The organism is Pseudoalteromonas sp. B131b (assembly GCF_037162545.1).
Classification (GTDB): Bacteria; Pseudomonadota; Gammaproteobacteria; order Enterobacterales; family Alteromonadaceae; genus Pseudoalteromonas; species Pseudoalteromonas fuliginea.
Map to the genome: position 1 here is coordinate 3,407,687 of NZ_JARLUZ010000001.1, position 18,910 is coordinate 3,426,596.

General features: G+C 39.3%; 11 protein-coding genes and 4 pseudogenes. 2 read left to right on the forward strand and 13 right to left on the reverse strand.

Going from position 1 to position 18,910, the window contains the following annotated elements; all coding sequences use genetic code 11:
* The first annotated feature begins 26 nt into the window (after window positions 1-26).
* On the forward strand, window positions 27-944 hold the full coding sequence (locus tag P4S65_RS15625; RefSeq protein ID WP_008136255.1) for a M14 family metallopeptidase: 918 nt from the start codon (window positions 27-29) through the stop codon (window positions 942-944).
* Between the two features lie 70 nt (window positions 945-1,014).
* Here the strand turns inward: P4S65_RS15625 and ccoG are convergent.
* The 10 genes and pseudogenes from ccoG to P4S65_RS15675 all read right to left on the reverse strand — a co-directional run bounded on the left by ccoG (window position 1,015) and on the right by P4S65_RS15675 (window position 14,159).
* A pseudogene (gene ccoG / locus P4S65_RS15630) lies at window positions 1,015-2,396 on the reverse strand (cytochrome c oxidase accessory protein CcoG).
* Window positions 2,397-2,541: 145 nt separating this feature from the next.
* Window positions 2,542-3,959: pseudogene (locus P4S65_RS15635) on the reverse strand (sigma-54 interaction domain-containing protein).
* A gap of 93 nt (window positions 3,960-4,052) precedes the next feature.
* Entirely contained in the window at window positions 4,053-5,357 is a 1,305-nt protein-coding gene (locus tag P4S65_RS15640; protein WP_008136261.1) for an ABC1 kinase family protein, read from the reverse strand.
* Between the two features lie 68 nt (window positions 5,358-5,425).
* The gene (locus tag P4S65_RS15645; protein WP_337120550.1) at window positions 5,426-5,980 is read right to left on the reverse strand and encodes a DUF1439 domain-containing protein; all 555 of its coding nucleotides are present in this window, start codon (window positions 5,978-5,980) and stop codon (window positions 5,426-5,428) included.
* Between the two features lie 95 nt (window positions 5,981-6,075).
* Window positions 6,076-8,756, reverse strand: a pseudogene (locus P4S65_RS15650) (DUF349 domain-containing protein).
* Window positions 8,746-9,027 (reverse strand): YeaC family protein, encoded by a 282-nt coding sequence (locus P4S65_RS15655; RefSeq protein WP_007378333.1) that lies wholly within the window; start codon window positions 9,025-9,027, stop codon window positions 8,746-8,748. Before P4S65_RS15655 ends, P4S65_RS15650 begins: the two are co-directional and overlap by 11 nt.
* Window position 9,028: 1 nt before the next feature.
* Window positions 9,029-9,354, reverse strand: a pseudogene (locus tag P4S65_RS15660) (hypothetical protein).
* Between the two features lie 139 nt (window positions 9,355-9,493).
* Window positions 9,494-10,996, reverse strand: a complete 1,503-nt coding sequence (locus P4S65_RS15665; protein ID WP_337120551.1) for an alanine/glycine:cation symporter family protein — start codon at window positions 10,994-10,996, stop codon at window positions 9,494-9,496.
* A gap of 376 nt (window positions 10,997-11,372) precedes the next feature.
* Window positions 11,373-12,500 carry a M14 family metallopeptidase gene (locus P4S65_RS15670; protein ID WP_008136269.1) on the reverse strand — a complete coding sequence of 376 codons (1,128 nt, stop codon included), beginning with the start codon at window positions 12,498-12,500 and terminating at the stop codon, window positions 11,373-11,375.
* 216 nt (window positions 12,501-12,716) lie between these two features.
* Window positions 12,717-14,159: a glyceraldehyde-3-phosphate dehydrogenase gene (locus tag P4S65_RS15675; RefSeq protein ID WP_096793393.1), complete on the reverse strand. Its 1,443-nt coding sequence runs from the start codon at window positions 14,157-14,159 to the stop codon at window positions 12,717-12,719.
* A 142-nt stretch (window positions 14,160-14,301) separates the two neighbouring features.
* On the opposite strand from P4S65_RS15675, the gene P4S65_RS15680 reads away from it, so the two are divergent.
* A complete protein-coding gene (locus P4S65_RS15680) occupies window positions 14,302-15,102 on the forward strand; it encodes a DUF2989 domain-containing protein (RefSeq protein WP_096793394.1) in 801 nt (266 codons plus the stop codon).
* A gap of 78 nt (window positions 15,103-15,180) precedes the next feature.
* Here the strand turns inward: P4S65_RS15680 and ihfA are convergent, their stop codons facing one another.
* Genes ihfA through pheS form a run of 3 tightly spaced genes read right to left on the reverse strand, consistent with a single transcriptional unit; the run spans window position 15,181 to window position 18,866 of the window.
* Window positions 15,181-15,480: an integration host factor subunit alpha gene (gene ihfA / locus P4S65_RS15685; protein WP_002960690.1), complete on the reverse strand. Its 300-nt coding sequence runs from the start codon at window positions 15,478-15,480 to the stop codon at window positions 15,181-15,183.
* A gap of 2 nt (window positions 15,481-15,482) precedes the next feature.
* Window positions 15,483-17,870: a phenylalanine--tRNA ligase subunit beta gene (gene pheT, locus P4S65_RS15690; protein WP_033039153.1), complete on the reverse strand. Its 2,388-nt coding sequence runs from the start codon at window positions 17,868-17,870 to the stop codon at window positions 15,483-15,485.
* Window positions 17,871-17,885: 15 nt separating this feature from the next.
* A complete protein-coding gene (pheS, locus tag P4S65_RS15695; protein ID WP_007378326.1) occupies window positions 17,886-18,866 on the reverse strand; it encodes a phenylalanine--tRNA ligase subunit alpha in 981 nt (326 codons plus the stop codon).
* Window positions 18,867-18,910 lie beyond the last annotated feature (44 nt).

Genomic DNA, 18,910 nt, shown 5'->3' on the forward strand with positions numbered 1-18,910 from the left:
AATAACAATTGATATAAAGGTTTATTATGACTAACAGCACATACCCTATTGGCACACCTGGAAAAAAATGGAATAACAACGATAAAGCCCAGTGGTTAGCACGCCAAAACATTAAACGCAGTTACCAAAATGAAGTAGTAACGCTAATTAATGATCTTAAAAGCACCTTAGATATAGAGCAATACGGCGAGCTTAATTACGCCGCTGGCACTTACCCATTATATATATTAAAAACGCCTAACTTTAATGCTAATAAACCAACAGTTTTAATCACCGGAGGTGTGCATGGCTACGAAACCAGTGGCGTACATGGCGCACTTAGGTTTGCTAAAACATCGGCTATGCAACACTCAAAGCAGTTTAATATTATTGTTGCGCCCTGCATTAGCCCTTGGGGATATGAGACTATAAACCGCTGGAACCCTGATGCTATTGATCCTAACCGCTCATTTTACGAAGGCAGCCCAGCACAAGAGTCAGCAGCTATTATGACGTATGTAAAATCACTCGATATAGACTTAGTTGCTCATATTGATTTACACGAAACAACCGACAGCGATAACAGTGAATTTAGACCCGCACTTGCTGCCCGTGAAGGCACTACAAACACTAATTGGAACATACCTGATGGGTTTTATTTAGTGGCCGATACCAATAAGCCTGAGCCTGAATTTCAAAAAGTAATTATCGAAGATGTGGAAAAGGTCACGCACATTGCCCCGAGCGATGAAAACAACCAGCTAATAGGCGTCCCTCAAGAGCAATTTGGCGTTATTAACTATGCGGCACGTGAGTTAGGTTTGTGTATGGGCTTTACTGACGCGCCTTATGTAACCACTACCGAAGTGTACCCAGATAGCCCAACAGCCACCGATGAAGAATGTATTTTGGCACAAGTGGCCGTTATAACAAGCGCACTCAAATATATAAATGCAAACACGTAATAAAAACTACAGATAAAATACCCAAGAAGAATATCGACTTGGGCATGTTGTTTATGAAATTTTATCAATCTTAGTTTTTATAAAACTGGCTATCTTTAGTTATGGTTATACTGGCGTCTTCTTGCGCCGTTACTACAAATTGTAACTTGCTAACTTTGCGCTCAATATCGTAACCATCGGCAGTTACAGTAACGGGGACTCTTTTCATCACACCTGGCTGTATAAGTGTAGAACTTGGACTTGAGAGTGTTGCTTCTGGCAAGCCCTCTATGGCAATACTGTAATGCAGTGCTTGCTGCGTTTTATTAATAATAGTAAGTGTATAAGGGTTTTCTACCAGGCCCTCGTAGTTCACTCTATAAAGCGCATTTCTATCTCGTAGTACTGAGGCTTCTATTGGTGTGCGTTGTAGCATCCATGCAAACATAGAAATTATTAACAAAGCCGTTAATGCGCCGTATCCTATTAGTTTTAATCTAAATGGATTGGTTTTTTTACCCTCCATTTGTTTTTCACTCGCGTATTTAATTAAGCCTTTTTGATAACCAAATTTCTCCATGGTATCGTCGCAAGCATCAATACATAAGCCACAGTTTATACATTCATATTGTAAGCCATTTCGAATGTCTATTCCTGCAGGGCATACCTCTACACATAAGTTACAGTCTACACAGTCACCTAGGTTAAGCTCTTTTGGATCGGCTTTGCGTTTACGTGGTCCTCGGCTTTCACCGCGCTTGCTATCATAGGTAACAAGCAACGTATCTTTATCAAACATAACAGCCTGAAAACGAGAATACGGGCAAGCAATAGTGCACATTTTTTCGCGTAAAAACCCTGCATTACCGTAGGTGCAAAAGCGAATAAAAACACCCAAAAGCTCGTAATACCTGACCATTCAAACGTAAGCATTTCCATATACAAACTTTTTGCCGGAATAAAATACGCCATAAACGAGGTGGCGGTTAAAATCGAAATAACAATCCATGCACTGTGCTTAGTAATTTTTTTGCGCCAAGTGCTCAGCGTCCACTGTGATTTATCTAATTTAATACGCTGATTTCGAGTGCCTTCTAAGCGTTGCTCTACCCACGAAAACATGAGCATCCATATTGTTTGCGGGCACGTATATCCACACCAAACCCGACCAAGCCAGTTAGTTACAAAAAATAATGCAAAAGCCCCCACCATAAATAGCAGGGCTAAAATCATAAAATCTTGAGGAAGGAGTGTTAGACCAAAAATAGTAAAAGTTTGCGTTGCCACATCAAGCAGCACAGCTTGTTGACCGTTATATTGGATCCACGGTATTGCAATAAAAGTTAGCATTAGCAGCCAACCTAAATTACGGCGTATGCGCTGAAAAAATCCTTTTTGCTCGCGGATATAAATTGGCCCTTCGGTGTTATAGGGCTTAATGATCATGTCTTCTTCTTTAATATCAAACTTCATAGTACTTGCTTCATAATGACGGGTATTAAGCAAGTATTAGCAACTTTCAGACCAAGCTGAAACTTTAATTACTTAATTGATATTAAAGAAATTATTTTAAAAAACAAAAACCAACCTCGCGATATAAAGCGTAATTCGCGATATATCACGAATTTTTAGCAATCCCTAACTTTCGCATTTTTGAACGTAGTGTACTCTCAGGTAAACCCAATTTAACTGCCGCTCCTTTATCACCCGATATTTGCCAGTGCGATAACGCAAGAACAGAAGTTATATGCTGCTTTTGTGCTTCATCGAGCGTAAGTGAAGGATTAATAACTACTTCACCACCCGCTTGCAAAGGCTGACTTAGCTGAAGTACCGCTTGATTAGATAAAATAGCTTCGCGTTCAAGTACATTTTGCAGCTCTCTAATATTGCCTGGCCAATCGTAAGCTTGCAGCTGCGTAATTGCTTTTTTACTTAGCCCTTTTAAGTTTTTCCCGAGCCGCTTATTTAGCTGCGCAATTAAATTAGCGCATAAATAAGGAATATCTTCTTTTCGATCTTTAAGGGCGGGTACTTTTATAGGAAATACATTAAGCCGATAATACAAATCAATTCTAAACGTGCCTTTTTGTACCATTTCCCACAGGTCGCGATTAGTCGCTGCAATCACTCTAATATTTACTTTTAGCGTATTGCTGCCACCCACACGTTCAAACTCTTGTTCTTGCAGAACTCTTAGTAGTTTACTTTGCGCCTCAAGTGGCAGCTCTGCTATTTCATCTAAAAACAAGGTGCCCTTATCAGCAAGTTCAAAACGCCCTTTACGGCGTTCATTTGCACCTGTAAACGCGCCTTTTTCATGGCCAAACAATTCCGATTCTAGCAAACTTGGGGTAAATGCGGCGCAATTTACTTTTATAAAGGCTTGTTCGCTACGCTTGCTTAGCCTATACAAATTACGAGCTACTAACTCTTTACCCGTGCCATTTTCGCCAAGTATAAGCACTGTGCTGTCGGTTTCACTCACCAGTTTTATTTGATCTAACATGGTTTGAAATATATGACTTTGTCCAACTAGCCCTGAGTCTTGCCAATCTTCGTTAAGTTCTGCAATTAAGTAGTTGTTTTCATCTTTTAGCTGCTCACTTAAATGCTTTACTTGCTCAAGTGCCTCTTGCAGTGCATTTTGTGTTTGCTGTTGCAGTGATATGTCGCGAAATACAGCTACAGCACCAATTAACTCATCATTTTGATAAACCGGTGTTGAGGTGTATTGAACTGCAAATGAGCTACCGTCTTTGCGCCAAAAACTTCATTTTTAACTTCACGACGTTTTCCGTCAAACATGGTGCAGTAAATTTGGCATTCATCAGCGGGATAAGGTGTGCCATCAGCATGAGTATGGTGATGATATTGGTGTATTTTTTTACCTAATAGTTCCTCAGCGCACCAACCTGTCATGCGCTCAGCGGCAGGATTAACAAACACCGCATTACCCGACAGGTCAAAACCGTATATACCCTCACCGACTGCGTTTAGCAATAATTTAGGATCGTTTAAAAATTGTTTTATCATAAATACACCTCGCGAAATATCGCGAGTATTATGGCAATTTTATACGCTAAGTGCACTCATTACTTAAAGCGCACTTACGCGTAAATTAAAAAGCTATAAATAGTGCTTAAATAACGTTTTTACATCTATTTTTGCACCTAGCCTTGCGGCTATTAAGTAAAGTCCTGCAAGTTTTCGGTGAATAAATAGCGCATCAACGGGCGGTGTATGCCATTGCTGAGATTGCCCACTAAGAGCAAGCCCTGCATTTTTAATTTTGAGCGCGAGTTCGCTATTTTTAAAATCAAATTCCCCTTCTGCTCTTAGTGGCTCGCACGCCATTAAAAATAAATCAATGACGTTGTTTTTATACTCATCAACTAAGTCATTTTTAAAATAACCTATGTGTGATGCCGCTTTAAGTACACCTTCTCGGTTGTTTTCACTACCCGCTTTAAATAAGGCTAAGTACGCTAAGCTAAGCTCGGTTGATATTTCTCGCGTTGCACCAAAATCAAATAAAACAATTTTTTGTGTATCAAGCTGATAATGAAAGTTGGCAAAGTTAGGGTCGGTTTGAATTAATTTAAATTCAAACATTTCTTTAAAAAATAAATCAATGAGCTGCTCTGCAACAAAGCTTTTTTGACTATCAGGTAGCTCTGTAATGCTCTCAATGGGCTCTGCTTTTATATATTCCATAGTTAGCACGTGTTGTGTGCTGTGCTCTGGATATACGTTAGGCACTTTAAAGTGGGGATTACTTGCTAGTGCATTTTTATAACGTATTAAGTACTGAGCCTCCCGTTTATAATCAGCCTCGGCTAATAGCTGCGCTTTAGCCTCACTAATAAGTGGTTTAATATTAAGATCTTTTGGCAATAATCGAGAAATCGTTAATAAAGAAATAACGTTATCGACATCACTTACTACACTTTTTGCAATACCAGGGTATTGAATTTTAACAGCAAGCTGATCGCCATTTTCTTTATAAGCTAAATGAACTTGCCCTATAGAAGCCGCTGCAAAAGGTCTTAGCTCAATGTGAGAAAAACGCGCTAGCCACTCATCCCCCCATTGCTCTTTTAACACTTCAACAAGCTGCTTATGAGGCATTGGGTTCGCGTCTGAGCGCAGTAAAGCAAGTAACTGAGCTAATTCAGGACTAAGTAGATCACCGGCATCCATTGAAAGCAATTGCCCCAGTTTCATTGCTGCACCACGTAAATGTGATAGCTGTGTGGCTAATTTTTCAATATTTTTAGGTTGTAGTAGTAAGCTTTTATTATCCCAACCTTTACCTGTTAGCGCACTCTTAGCACCATCAACTAACATGTTGGTAGCAACACCTGTTGCAAGTGAGCCTAATTTTGCAAATCGAGAAAGCCGAGAAGTGGGAACAGTGCGAGGAGCCGCCATAATATTAAAACCTAATTAGCCTGAAAGTCAGGCTAATCAATACGTATATTGTAAGTAGGTCGATCTACTTATAGACGAGGTACTAGCTTAATTGCGCCTTCAACCACCTTCATATCAAGTGGAAGTTTACTAAGTAGCATCATTTTAGGGTCATCCATGTTTAGAGTATAAACTGGGTTAACCGCTAAAAAAGCATTAATAACATCCATTGCTTGGCTATCAAGTGCACCTAAATTACCTTTAAAACCACCGGCATCTACACTCGAATCAAGTAATTTAATATTACGTAAAAACACCGCTTTTTTCTCACTGTCGTAAAATGGGCTTCCTTCAATTTGTAGCTTTAAAAGCACTGGGTATTTAAGTGCGAATGCATTAATTTCAGCGCTTGAATCAGCACCAAGCACAACAACATCGCGGTTATCAGGTCCAATGTTGACACTTAAGTCGTTTACATCAAACTGAACGGGTAAACCCATTAAGCTTACTTTTTCACTTAACTTTGGTAATTGCTTACCCAGTACAGATTCAACCTCAGAGTTAGTAAATGAATATACTGATATGCCTTGCGTGGTATTACAGGCAGTTAAAAATAACGCTGCAATAATAACTAAAATTCTCATGAGAACCCTTTTGTTTATGAATTAGTGATACATAAAAAAGCCGCTATTAAAGCGGCTTAGTAAAATAGTAACCAGCACATATTATGCTGGTTTTATTAAGCTGCAAGTGTCGCTTTAAGTCGCGTTAGTGTGTCAGGTTCAACTGAACCGTCACTGAGCGCTAATAACTGTTTTAAATAATAGTTTAAATCAGCATGATCGCCACGATGTTTGTCATCTAGCATGGCTACTTGTTCTGCCATTCTAAGTGACTTATCGATTGAACTTACGTTCGCTAGTATTTCCATGCGCGTAATAAGCTGCTCAGTATTTAATGCTGTTTTAAGCGGTGCTTGATACTGACTTGGTAATGCTTCATTGTTCTCAAGTGCAGTAATTAATGCATCTAAATTAGCTTGCTCTGATTTACTTGTTAGCAATGCAAGTTTATCGTCAATAGCAGCTAGTAGCTTAGTAACCTTTGGCGCTAACGATCTAAATTGCGTATACCCTTTCACTTTTGTTTCGAGGTCGTGCAACTGCGCTCTTTGATTAACATCACTCAATGCTGCTTCAAGTTCAGCAAGTTCTGCAACTGCTTGCTTATCTGACTCGTTTTGCTCGAGTTTTTGCTGCTCAAACTCACTGCTACGCTTGGTAAATGTTTCATCGTTAAACTGACGAAACTTTTGCCATAACGCATTTTCAGCTTTTAAACCTGCAAAACCGATAGCTTGCCATTGTTGTTGCATTTGCTTCAACTCTTGGCATGCAGCGGCTAAATCATCGCTTTGTGATAATTGCTGCGCTTTTTCTACTAGTTCGTTTTTAAGTGTGGCATTAGTTTTATGAAATGCATTTAACAAAGCCAGTACTTGTTGTTGCTCATTTTTATAACGATCGTTTAGTGTACGGTATGTTTTAGGGTCAACTTTACCCACACTGCGCCACGCTTTATTTAAACGATTGTATTGGCTTTCATATTGCTTCCAATCAAAGTCATCCTCAGCAGTTGGCTGTAAATGGAGCGCATGCATGTCGTTAATAATACTTTCACGTTGTGCTTTTGATGCTTCTCGTTGTACTTCTTGCTCTGCGAAGTAACTACGGCAAGGCGCAAATAACAGCTCGATTTGTTCATCAAACTGCACGCCTTGTTGCTTTTCTTCATCTGTATCTAAACGACCTAACTCATTCCAACGTTTACGTAGCGCTTTTACTTGCTCTGCGCGTTGTTGTGGGTCGGTGCATTCTTCACTTACTAATGCACTTACTTCTTCTAATAAGGCTTCACGCTTTGGTGCTGCTGCGTATTTTTGCCAATCTTTAGCATCAGCAAGTTGCGCTTCAAGTTCCGCTTTTATGTTTACAAGCGGCTGTTGATATTGCTCAGTAAGTGTATTAAATAACTCTTCAAAGCCTTTAAACACACCAAAAGCAACGTTAAAACGACCTTCTTCAATTAGGCGTTTAACATCACGCGCTTTGCGCTTTGCTTGGCTTTGGTTTTTTCAAGTGGCTTAACTAGCTCATTCATTGGTGCTAAAAATTGCTTTTTATGCGCATTTAACTGTGTTTTAAACGTACTTTGTAGTGCGCCATCTAAAATATTTAAATGATTACGCGCTGCTTTAAAGCCATTATTAAATTCAGTTAAAGTTGCATCGTATTGCGTCAAATCTTCTGCTGGCGTAATTTCGCATAGCGCTGCAAAAGCGAGTTTGTACTCTTTAATAGCCGTTGTTAACTCAGGTAACTTAGCAACTTGAGTAAATAGTTTTTCTAACTTGCTTACAGCGAGTTTTGATTGTGCATTATTAGCAAGTTCTGTTTCGCTAATAGCTTGCTTAGCTTGCGCTACTTTTGCATCAAGCCAATCTTGTTGAATTTGCTCTGGCGTTTCAAGACCAAGCTGTAAGGCATTTTCAATTTCTTCACCCAAAGCTTCAAGTGTTGCAAGTGCTAATAATTGACGCTGTTGTTGCGCTAATTGCTGCTGCTCTTTGTCATGTACCGCTTTTAGCTGTTCAATGTGTGCATATAACTTGGTGGTGATAGAAGTATATTTTTCGTCAAGCAGCTTAACGCGCTCATCACTTAACCATTTAAGCTCAAGTGCTTGCCACTGAGCGATTAAATCGCTCGCTTGTGGATTAACAATACCAAAATCTGTTTTTTCACGTAAAGCATTTAACTTAGCTAAAATAACACGTGTTGCATTTTCAACTTCAAGTGGCATTTCAATTGCTAAACGTTCATTTTCAATATGCGTTTCAAGTGCTGCTTTTGCACCACCCTTTGCATGCTTTACTAATGATTTAATTAATTGATGAGTAATAACAAGTTCAACTAATTGAGTTTGTAGCTCTTCGCTACCTTCTTTAAATGCTTTTTCTACTAGTTTTGGATTTGCTAAACGTTTCAGTAATTTAACGCGTACTTGCAGCTCTTTTTCTGCAAACGCTAACTTTTCAAGTGTTTTAACGGGTGCAAAACGCTCTATGTATTCGTTTTTAATTTTTGCTGTTAGCGTACTTTCGCTATTTAAAACAGCATTAGATATTTGTAGCTCGGCTATATCTTTTAATGCTTGATCTTGTTTATACGCTTTCCACCAAAGTGGTAAGTCGTTCACTTTTTGGAGCGCTTTACGGCGTATTTCAGCGGAGCTATCTTCAAGTGCTAACGTGTTTAATATGGTTGCATCACGTTCAATGTCTAATTTTTCGATAGCATCAAGACGTACTTGTTGCTTAGGGTGTTTCCATTTTGGTGTAAAAAGGTGCTTAAAGATCATGTTCACTAAACCTAGCTATTTCGTTGTCTGATTTAAATTCTTTTTGTAGTTGAGCTTTTGTCTTTTGGATCATCTCACCATTAGCACCAATCGTAAATTGCTCGTTTGATTGAGCCACTTTTGCTTGATACAACATAACCAACTGCACTGTTTGTTGCTTTTGCTCATCTGATAAAACGGTACCGTCTGGCCATTTACCAGTAGAGGCACCGTATTGTAAGCGTTCGAATAATTCGGGAGTAATATTTTGTACAAGATTGTCGATGTTCATGTCATTTTTTCTTTTTTAGAGTCACTAAAACAATACGGTTTATAAGATACCAAATACACCCTACGCCAATTGCGGCGGTGTAAGCGTACCACTGCAGTGTTTCTTCTTGCGGTTGTAGAAAGTACAAACAGAAAAAACCACCTAAAAATAAAATAAGCGCCAAAAAGGAGTGATTTATAAACATCTGCTTTTTTTAATTCGCTGTTCGCGCTGAAGTTGTAAAACTTGCTCGTCGTTTAGCTCTGCAATGTTGCTTTCGCAATGCGGACATTGCTTATGTTTATCTGAAATTGATTTTGCACATTTTGGGCAACGAATAATCGCCATACTTCTCTCCATACTACGCATAAAAAAAGCGCCTTTCGGCGCCTTTATTGTACGTGTTTTATTTCTCGTTGTCTTTTTTGAATTCAAACCAATAACTAATTTAGGGGCGATAATTTTCCAAGTTGCCCACTAAGTTTAATTACTCTGCGTCTTTTGACTGCTTTTCTAAGCGTTTTTCCCAGAATGTGGCGTTTTTTATACCCAATTTAACTGGATCAAATATGACTTTTCCGCCTTTTTTCTTTTGTTCTTCATAATCGCTCAAACATAGCAAAGCAGGCTTAGCGACAAAGAAAATGGCTAAAATACCGAGTATGTTAATCCAAGCCATTAAGCCAACGCCAATATCACCAATAGTCCAAATATAACCTGAATTATTTACCATGCCGTATGCAACCATAAACATAATTACAAACTTCACAAGAACAAGCGGAATACTGCCCTTAAAATAACGATTTAAGTAAGCAATATTAGTCTCTGCAATAAAGTAATAAGCAAGTATTGTGGTAAAGGCAAAGAAGAATAATGCAATACCGACAAATGCTTGTCCAAAGCTGCCAAATACACTAAATAGAGCCATTTGAGTAAAGGCTGCTGATCCCACTTCAGTGGCTGCATCAACATTTTGTACAATAAATTGCCCTGCTGGTAGCTCACCCACAATATTGTATTGCTGCGTTATTAAAATCATTAATGCAGTTGCAGTACATACAAAGAGGGTATCAACATAAACAGAAAAAGCTTGTACTAAACCCTGTTGAGCCGGGTGATCAACTTCTGCTGCAGCTGCTGCATGAGGCCCAGTACCTTGGCCAGCTTCATTAGAATATATACCACGTTTAACGCCCCAACCAATAGCGGCACCAAAACCTGCCTGCGCAGTAAATGCATCACTAATAATTAAATAAAATATATCGCCCACTTTATCTAAATTTAAAAATACCACGATTAATGCCAGTACTATGTAACCAAGCGCCATAAATGGCACTACAATTTGCGTAAAGTTCGCAATACGTTTTATACCACCGAAAATAATAAATGCCAAAACAATAAGAATAATTGCTAAAGCGACTAATTTAAAGCTGCCTACATCACCAAAGCTAGTAGAAACAATGTTGCCATTGCTAAACACTTGGGTAAACGCATTACCTACCGCATTTGCTTGTACGCCAGGCAGAAAGACACCACATGCTATAATTGCCGAAACAGCGAATAAAATAGCTAGCCATTTTTGTCCTAAACAACGGTCAAAATAATACGCTGGGCCACCACGGTATTGCCCGTCTTCTTCTGTTTTATAAATTTGACCTAAAGTAGATTCTGCATATGCGGTACTTGCGCCTAGAAAAGCAACAACCCACATCCAGAAAATAGCGCCTGGTCCGCCAAAACCAATAGCCGCTGCAACGCCAGCGATATTACCGACGCCTACTCGTCCAGACAACGAGACTGCAAGGGCTTGAAAAGATGAGATACCTTTATCAGACGTGTTAGGACTAAATAATAACTTACACATTTCTTTAAAATGTCTAACTTGAGCAAATCGAGTTAATACTGAATAAAACAAGCCTGCGCCTAGGCATAAATAAATGAGTGCATTACTCCAAACAACATCATTAACAGCGCTTACAATAGCTTCCATGGATATCCTCTATAGTTATATTTATTATTTTTAGTTACGAGACTCTGCTTTAGCTACTACGCAACATAAGCTTTACGAAATAAGGTTTTGCCTCTCCCGTCCCGACTCATGATTTAATTAATCTTAACTTAAGTAACCTAACTTTGTTAACACTTAATTTTCAAAATATCTAATTACGTAGCTATTGCAAGGCACTACATCAGCAGTATTTAAAGGAAAGTAGATTGATTTGTACCGATACGGTGATGATACGCAGCGAAGAAACGTTAAAAACGTTTTGGAATGAAGTTGCTATATGATTATTATTTTTTGTAAAAGGGGTTTTACTAAAAACAAAAAGGGCATCAAAACTATTGATACCCTTCAAATAAATGTTTTATCTTAAATTATCAACAACATTAACAATTGCCGCTAACGTATCTTGACCAAATTGATACGAACGACGGTCTGACCAGCCATAGTCTGGATCAGGTAAATCGTTATTATCTTTAAATGGCATTTCAATTGTGTACGTTAATGCTTTAAATTCTTCAGCGGTTGCTGCTGAACCTACCGTTAGGTTAGCTTGGCCTGGCTCATCTTTTGGATAGCCATGCTCATCTTGAAACTCTGGAGTAATCGTTAAAAGCGCGGCTTTAAAGCTATCTTCAAGGCCTTTTAGGCGTGCATCGTAACTTGGAATACCTTCACTGCCTGCCACAAAGTTATACGGAATCGCTTCATCGCCGTGTATGTCTAGGTGCATATCTAAGCCAGCTTCGCGCATTTTATTTAGCACTAGGTAAACCTCAGGGCTATTTTCCATGCTTGGTGTTTGCCATTCACGGTTTAAGTTAACGCCTTTAGCATTAGTACGAAGATGTCCGCGTGCGCTACCGTCTGGATTCATATTTGGCACAACGTAAAATACTGCTTTTGATAGAAGCGCAGCTGCATGTGGGTCTTCGTCATCAAGAAGTTTGTGCAATAGACCTTCTACATACCACTGCGCCATTGTTTCACCTGGATGTTGGCGTGCTGTGATCCAGATGTTTTTCTTGTCTTCACTTGGTTCACCAATTTTAAGCACACTCATATCACGGCCATCGAGTGTTTCACCAAGCGTTATTAATTGGCAAGCGCCTTGGCTTTGTGCCCAAGATAATAAATCTAAATGGCGGTCGTAACTATATGGTGCAAAGTAAGCAAAATACACACTGCCGCACTCTGGTTCAATTTCAAAGCTTAATGTGCCATTTTCATAGCTTGATGGTACACGGAACCATGTTTGGCGGTCATATGATGCAACGGCTTGATACCCTTCCCAACCATCGGGGTAAGCTGATTTATCAAGCTCATTAATATTTAACTTATGCAATTGGTAAGGCGTTGTTTCAAGACGAAAGTGAAACCACTGATAAAATTCAGACTGGTGATCTTTATTAATTTCTAATTGAATATTTAAAGGATCGGTGGCTTCAATAACTTTGATATTACCACTGTCGAAATTGCTGCTGATTTTCATGAAAAAACCTTTAGGTTGAATAAGTTTATCTGCTTTTACTCTGCAGAACTAACACTACAGGTATTAAATACACGTAGTAAAATATTGCAATACTAATAAAAACTGAGCATTGCTAACATTTGAATAATTAAAGCCTATCACAAGGCATACGCTTTAAAAATAATACACGACCAAAAAAGCCAGCAACATGCTGGCTTTTACATCACTGCAAACAAATTAGCGAGGTAAGCTTGGGAATGACACTTCGGCCATATCGCGCATACAACGAACTACTTGGCAGCTGTAACCAAACTCATTGTCGTACCATACATATAAAACAATACGGTTATCTTCAACAATTGTTGCTTGTGAATCAACAACACCTGCGTAACGGCTACCGACTAAATCGGTAGATACAATTTCCGTTGATGCAGTGTAATCAATTTGATCACGTAAGTCTGAATGAAGTGCTGTGTCGCGTAAAAATGCGTTTAGCTCTTCAACAGAAGTACTTGTTGATAAATTAAGGTTTAAAATAGCTAACGATACGTTAGGCGTAGGTACGCGGATAGCATTACCTGTTAACTTACCTTCAAGCTCTGGTAATGCTTTTGAAACCGCTTTTGCAGCTCCCGTTTCAGTAATTACCATGTTAAGTGCTGCGGCGCGGCCTCGGCGCTCTGCTTTGTGGTAGTTATCAATAAGGTTTTGATCGTTCGTGTACGAGTGTACAGTTTCAACATGGCCATTATTAATACCAAACTTATCGTTTAATGCTTTAAGCGTTGGTGTAATTGCATTGGTTGTACAGCTTGCTGCACAAACAATTTTATCTTCAGGTAAAATATCTTTGTTATTCACACCATATACGATGTTTTTGATATTACCTTTTGCTGGTGCTGTTAATAATACTTTTGCAGCGCCCTGACACTCTAGGTGTTGGCCAAGGCCCGCTTCGTCTTTCCAAATACCGGTGTTATCAACGATTAATGCATTGTCGATACCGTATTGGGTGTAATCAATTTCGCTAGGAGAGTTAGCGTAAATAACTTGAATGTAGCTACCGTTAGCTTTAATTGCATTACGTTCTTTATCAATCGTGATTGAGCCATTGAATGGACCGTGAATTGAATCGCGACGCAATAAGCTTGCACGTTTTTCAAGATCACCATCTTTACCACCACGCACAACAATAGCGCGCAAACGTAAATCTGAATATGGACCTGATTTTTCAATTAATAAACGCGCGAGTAAACGACCAATACGACCAAAACCATACAACACAACATCGCGTGGTTCTTTCGCTGGTAAATCAGCTATTTCTGCAAGTTCGTCTTTAACAAACTCTTCGACTGAACGACCATTTGCGGCTTCAGTGAATAAATAACTATATGCAAGCTTACCAATATCAATACGTGCAGAGTTTAATTCCATTTTGCTGATAGCTTCTAAAAATGGGAAGCTTTCGCGCAAACGTAATTTAGTGCCTTCAAACTGAGCAACGGTTTTGTGAGATTTGATAATATCGATAGTACTGGCATTTACGAGAGGACGGCCATATACCGCAATTTCAATACCACGATTACGGTAAAGCTTACCAATGATTGGTTGCATACTTTCTGCGTAATCTTGGCGCTCTTGCCAACTATTTGTGTATTCTAACTCGTGAGATGAGGTCATTTTATTTACCTAAGTTAAACATTTTGAACGGATAGCCCAAATGGGCACTGCCATTCTAATTTAATCTGACGTTATTCTCTACTGTTAGGAGTTAAATGATTGAGCTAGAATAGGAGGGTATATATTCATTTGGGGTTAAGGGATGTTTCTAAAAGCAAGTGTTTTACTAGGGTTGGTAGCCCTAACTGGGTGTGGAGATCAGTTGACACTCTCAAAGGTATGCAAAGAAACACCAGGGTTTTGTGCCGATCTAAATAAAGATAGCCACTGTAAGGAGCCTCGCGCAGAGGTTATTATAAAACGCTACACAGAATATAAAGACCCGACAGATGAAAATAAATACCAATTACTTAAAGGATTTGAAGATTACAATCAATGCATAACATTGGCTGCAAAAATCGAGCACGTAAAACTCAAAGAAAAAACAACCTCTCGTATTGATGGACAACTAACTAGTATTAAAGAAATAACACGCTTATACCGAGATACTAAAAATACTAACCACCCAGGTTTACTTTATTACCATTGGTCGCGCAATAATAATCAAAGTGCACTAACTAAACTTCTTTCGCTAGAAAACGAAACGAGTGTGACACAAAGTGCTGAAATGCAATTTTTCTTAGCGTCGTATTACATTAAATTCGATGATGAAAAAACCATTGATTTACTCTACAAAACATTAGAGTTAAATAAAAAAGACACCGTACCTAACCCCGAAGTCCTTACCTCATTAATTAGCCTGTTTTATAAACATGATAAATTTAAGCATGCATATATATTTTCTAAAGTGGCCCAAATGTTCGGTATTGAAAATATTGAACTGCTGCCAATAGAACATCAACTAATTAGTAGCGGTAAAAGCTTAGACAGCTTAGATATACTTGCAGAGCAAACATATTTGCAAATACAAAACGGTGAGTTTGTATCACCTAGAGAGTTTTAATTTATTAGTATAAAAATAAGCTAACTTTTTAGTTAGCTTATTCATGTAAAATAAAAAGGCAGCTTACGCTGCCTTTTTTTATTTTGCTTTACTTGTGCCCACTTCTACGCGGGTTTTAAGCTTTTGACCTGGTCGAAAGGTCACCACACGACGCGCCGAAATAGGAATATCTTCGCCTGTTTTCGGGTTGCGGCCTGGTCTTTCTTTTTTGTCTCGAAGATCAAAGTTACCAAATCCAGAGAGCTTAACCTGCTCGCCTTTTTCTAGCGCTGAGCGGATTTCTTCAAAAAACGCTTCAACTAAATCTTTGGCATCTTTTTTATTGATCCCGAGCTTTTCAAATAGGTGTTCAGCTATGTCGGCTTTAGTAAGCGCCATATCTAGTCCCTCAACGATGCATTAAACTGTTCGGCCAATTCGGCCACCACGTTATCAACTACTAGATTGATATCTTTCTCTTCGAGTGTTCTATCAACCGCTTGCAGTGTTAGAGCAATCGCCAAACTCTTATAATTTGGCTCAATACCTTTGCCCTTATACACATCGAATAAGTTTAGGTCAACCAATTGATTTCCGCCAACTTTTTCGATCACGCTTAAAATGTCACCCGATTTAACGCTGTCTGCCACTAAAATCGCGATGTCGCGGCGATTTGAAGGGAATTTAGACACCCCTTCTGCTTGCGGTAAATTTCTTTTCTCTATTGCTGACATTTCAATTTCAAAAACAAAAGTTGCGTTGTTGATATCTAACAACTTTTGAGCTTGTGGATGTAAAGCGCCAAAAAAGCCAACCTTTTTACCATCAACATATATTACTGCTGATTGACCAGGGTGAAGCCCATCTGACTGCTCTGCTTTAATTTCAAAACGAGTAACGTCATTGGTAATTGCAAGTAAGGCTTCAACATCACCTTTTAGGTCATAAAAATCAACATTACGTTTCTCTTCAACCCAATGTTCACCATTTACAAGACCAGTAATAACACCACCAATAACCGGTACTTGGTAAACACCGTTTTCTGCACTTTCGTCGCTTATAAATTTAAGACCATGTTCGAATAAACGAATACGAGGTTGTTGGCGATTTTGGTTATACGCTACAGACGCTAATAAACCCGGCATTAAACTTACGCGCATTGCCGACATTTCAATTGAAATAGGGTGCGGTAATACCATTGCTTTACATTCTGGATGCAAAATAGCTTGTGCCTTAGGGTCTACAAAACTGTATGTAATTGCTTCTTGGTAACCACGAGTCACTAACGTATTGCGGAACTTGCTAAGCGCAATCGTTGCTTCGTTATGTGTCGTCATTTTAAGTTTTGCTGTAGGCGCAACATTAGGAATGCTGTTGTAACCGTAAACACGTGCTACTTCTTCAATTAAGTCTTCTTCAATGCGAATATCAAAACGGTAGCTTGGTACATCAGCACTCCAGCTATCATTTTCTACTTTTACATCAAGTCCTAAACGCGTAAGAATATCGGTTACTTTAGCATCTTCAATATGATGGCCAATAACACGGTCTAAACGTGCACGACGAAGGCGTACTTCAGTCACTTTTGGTAGTTTGTCAGCTGCGACAGCTTCGACAACAGGACCTGCTTGACCGCCTACTATTTCAAGAAGAAGTGCTGTCGCACGTTCCATTGCATCGTGTTGCAGAGCAAAATCAACACCGCGTTCATAACGGTGTGAAGCATCAGTGTGCAAACCGTAGCTACGTGCTTGGCCTGCAATTGCAACAGGATTAAAAAATGCACTTTCGAGTAAAATATCAGATGTTTTATCTGTAACGCCTGATTGCTCACCACCAAAAACACCCGCAATTGCAAGTGCTTTGTTATGATCGGCTATCACAAGTGTTGTGTCGTTTAATTTAGCGGTATTACCATCTAATAAAACAAGTTCTTCACCTGCATTTGCACTACGAACTTTAATACCACCTTCAATCGCATTTAAATCAAACGCGTGCATTGGATGACCAAGCTCAAGTAATACATAGTTAGTCACATCAACTACTGGATCAATTGAACGTACACCACTACGACGTAGCTTTTCAACCATCCAAAGTGGTGTTTCTGCATCAAGGTTAATGCCTTTGATCACACGGCCAAGGTAACGAGGACATGCATCTTCGTTAACTAGCTCAATTGATACTTTGTCATCAATTGTTGGCGTAACCGCAGGAATATCTAATACACTTACGTCAATGCTGTTTAAAACACCTACTTCACGTGCTAGACCTTTTATACCTAAGCAGTCACCACGGTTTGGCGTTAAATCAACATCTATAATGTTGTCATCAAGACCTAGGTAGTCACGTAAATCAGTCCCTACTGGTGCATCGCTTGGCAATTCCATAATGCCGTCGCCTTCTTCGCTAATACCTAGCTCAACAAAAGCACATAGCATTCCGTTTGAAGGTTGACCGCGTAGTTTAGCTTTTTTAATTTTAAAGTCACCAGGAAGTACAGCGCCCACAGTTGCAACAGCAACTTTAATACCTAAACGACAATTTGCTGCACCACATACGATATCAAGTAGCTCATCGCCACCTACGTTAATTTTGGTAACACGTAGTTTATCTGCATCAGGGTGTTGCCCACATTCAACAACTTCACCCACAACTACGCCATTAAATTTGGCCGCAGCAGGCTCAACGCCATCAACTTCTAGACCAGCCATTGAAAGCTGTTCCGAAAGAGCTTGCGTATCAATAGCAGGATTTACCCACTCTCTTAACCACTTTTCACTAAATTTCATTTTATTGTTTCACTCTTAACGGAACTGGTTCAGGAATTTTAAGTCATTTTCGAAAAATGCACGTAAATCGTTTACGCCATAGCGCAACATAGTTAAACGCTCTACACCCATACCAAAAGCAAAGCCGGTGTATTTTTCTGGGTCAATGCCCACAGACTTAAGTACATTTGGATGTACCATGCCGCAGCCTAGTACTTCTAACCACTTACCGTCTTTACCCATAACATCTACTTCAGCTGAAGGTTCTGTAAATGGGAAGAATGAAGGACGGAAACGAATTTCCATATCTTCTTCAAAAAAGTTACGTAAAAAATCATGCAAAATACCTTTTAGCTCAGTAAAGCTAACATCGGTATCAACCATTAAACCTTCAACCTGATGAAACATAGGTGTATGTGTTTGATCGTAATCGTTACGGTATACACGTCCAGGTGAAATGATGCGCAGTGGTGGCTGCTCAGTTTCCATAGTACGAATTTGCACGCCACTTGTCTGTGTACGTAGTACTAATTTAGGATTGAAATAAAAGGTATCATGATCAGCACGTGCTGGATGGTGCTCTGGAATATTTAGCGCATCAAAGTTATGAAAATCGTCTTCGATTTCTGGACCAGATTTAACTTCAAAACCTAACTCACCGAAAAAGCTTTCTATGCGCTCAATAGTGCGCGTAACTGGGTGTAAACCGCCAGTAGGCATAGCACGCCCAGGTAGAGTTACATCTATAGTTTCAGCAGCTAGCTTTTCTTCAAGTGCTTTACTTGCTAGCAATTCACGCTTTTCGTTGATAGCAGCTTGTACATCTTGTTTAGCTTGGTTTATAACTTGGCCTGCTTCTTTACGTTCTTCAGGTGCTATTTTGCCTAGCGTTTTAAGCAAGCTTGTGATTTCGCCTTTTTTGCCAAGGTAATTAACCCTGATTTCTTCTAACTGCGCGATTTCACTGGCACTGGCTACCGCCTCAAGTGCTTGCGCTAATATGTTTTCTAAGTTCATTCGATACCTGATCTTTCACAGAAGGTGATTGCTGTTAAGTAATA

Bases quoted from the DNA above. Each gene is read 5' to 3' on its own strand.
- P4S65_RS15645 (WP_337120550.1), bottom strand. From the start codon at position 5,980: ATGAGAATTTTAGTTATTATTGCAGCGTTATTTTTAACTGCCTGTAAT.
- P4S65_RS15625 (WP_008136255.1), top strand. From the start codon at position 27: ATGACTAACAGCACATACCCTATTGGCACACCTGGAAAAAAATGGAAT.
- ihfA (WP_002960690.1), bottom strand. From the start codon at position 15,480: ATGGCGCTTACTAAAGCCGACATAGCTGAACACCTATTTGAAAAGCTC.
- P4S65_RS15655 (WP_007378333.1), bottom strand. From the start codon at position 9,027: ATGAACATCGACAATCTTGTACAAAATATTACTCCCGAATTATTCGAA.
- pheT (WP_033039153.1), bottom strand. From the start codon at position 17,870: ATGAAATTTAGTGAAAAGTGGTTAAGAGAGTGGGTAAATCCTGCTATT.
- P4S65_RS15640 (WP_008136261.1), bottom strand. From the start codon at position 5,357: ATGGCGGCTCCTCGCACTGTTCCCACTTCTCGGCTTTCTCGATTTGCA.
- pheS (WP_007378326.1), bottom strand. From the start codon at position 18,866: ATGAACTTAGAAAACATATTAGCGCAAGCACTTGAGGCGGTAGCCAGT.
- P4S65_RS15670 (WP_008136269.1), bottom strand. From the start codon at position 12,500: ATGAAAATCAGCAGCAATTTCGACAGTGGTAATATCAAAGTTATTGAA.
- P4S65_RS15675 (WP_096793393.1), bottom strand. From the start codon at position 14,159: ATGACCTCATCTCACGAGTTAGAATACACAAATAGTTGGCAAGAGCGC.
- P4S65_RS15665 (WP_337120551.1), bottom strand. From the start codon at position 10,996: ATGGAAGCTATTGTAAGCGCTGTTAATGATGTTGTTTGGAGTAATGCA.
- P4S65_RS15680 (WP_096793394.1), top strand. From the start codon at position 14,302: ATGTTTCTAAAAGCAAGTGTTTTACTAGGGTTGGTAGCCCTAACTGGG.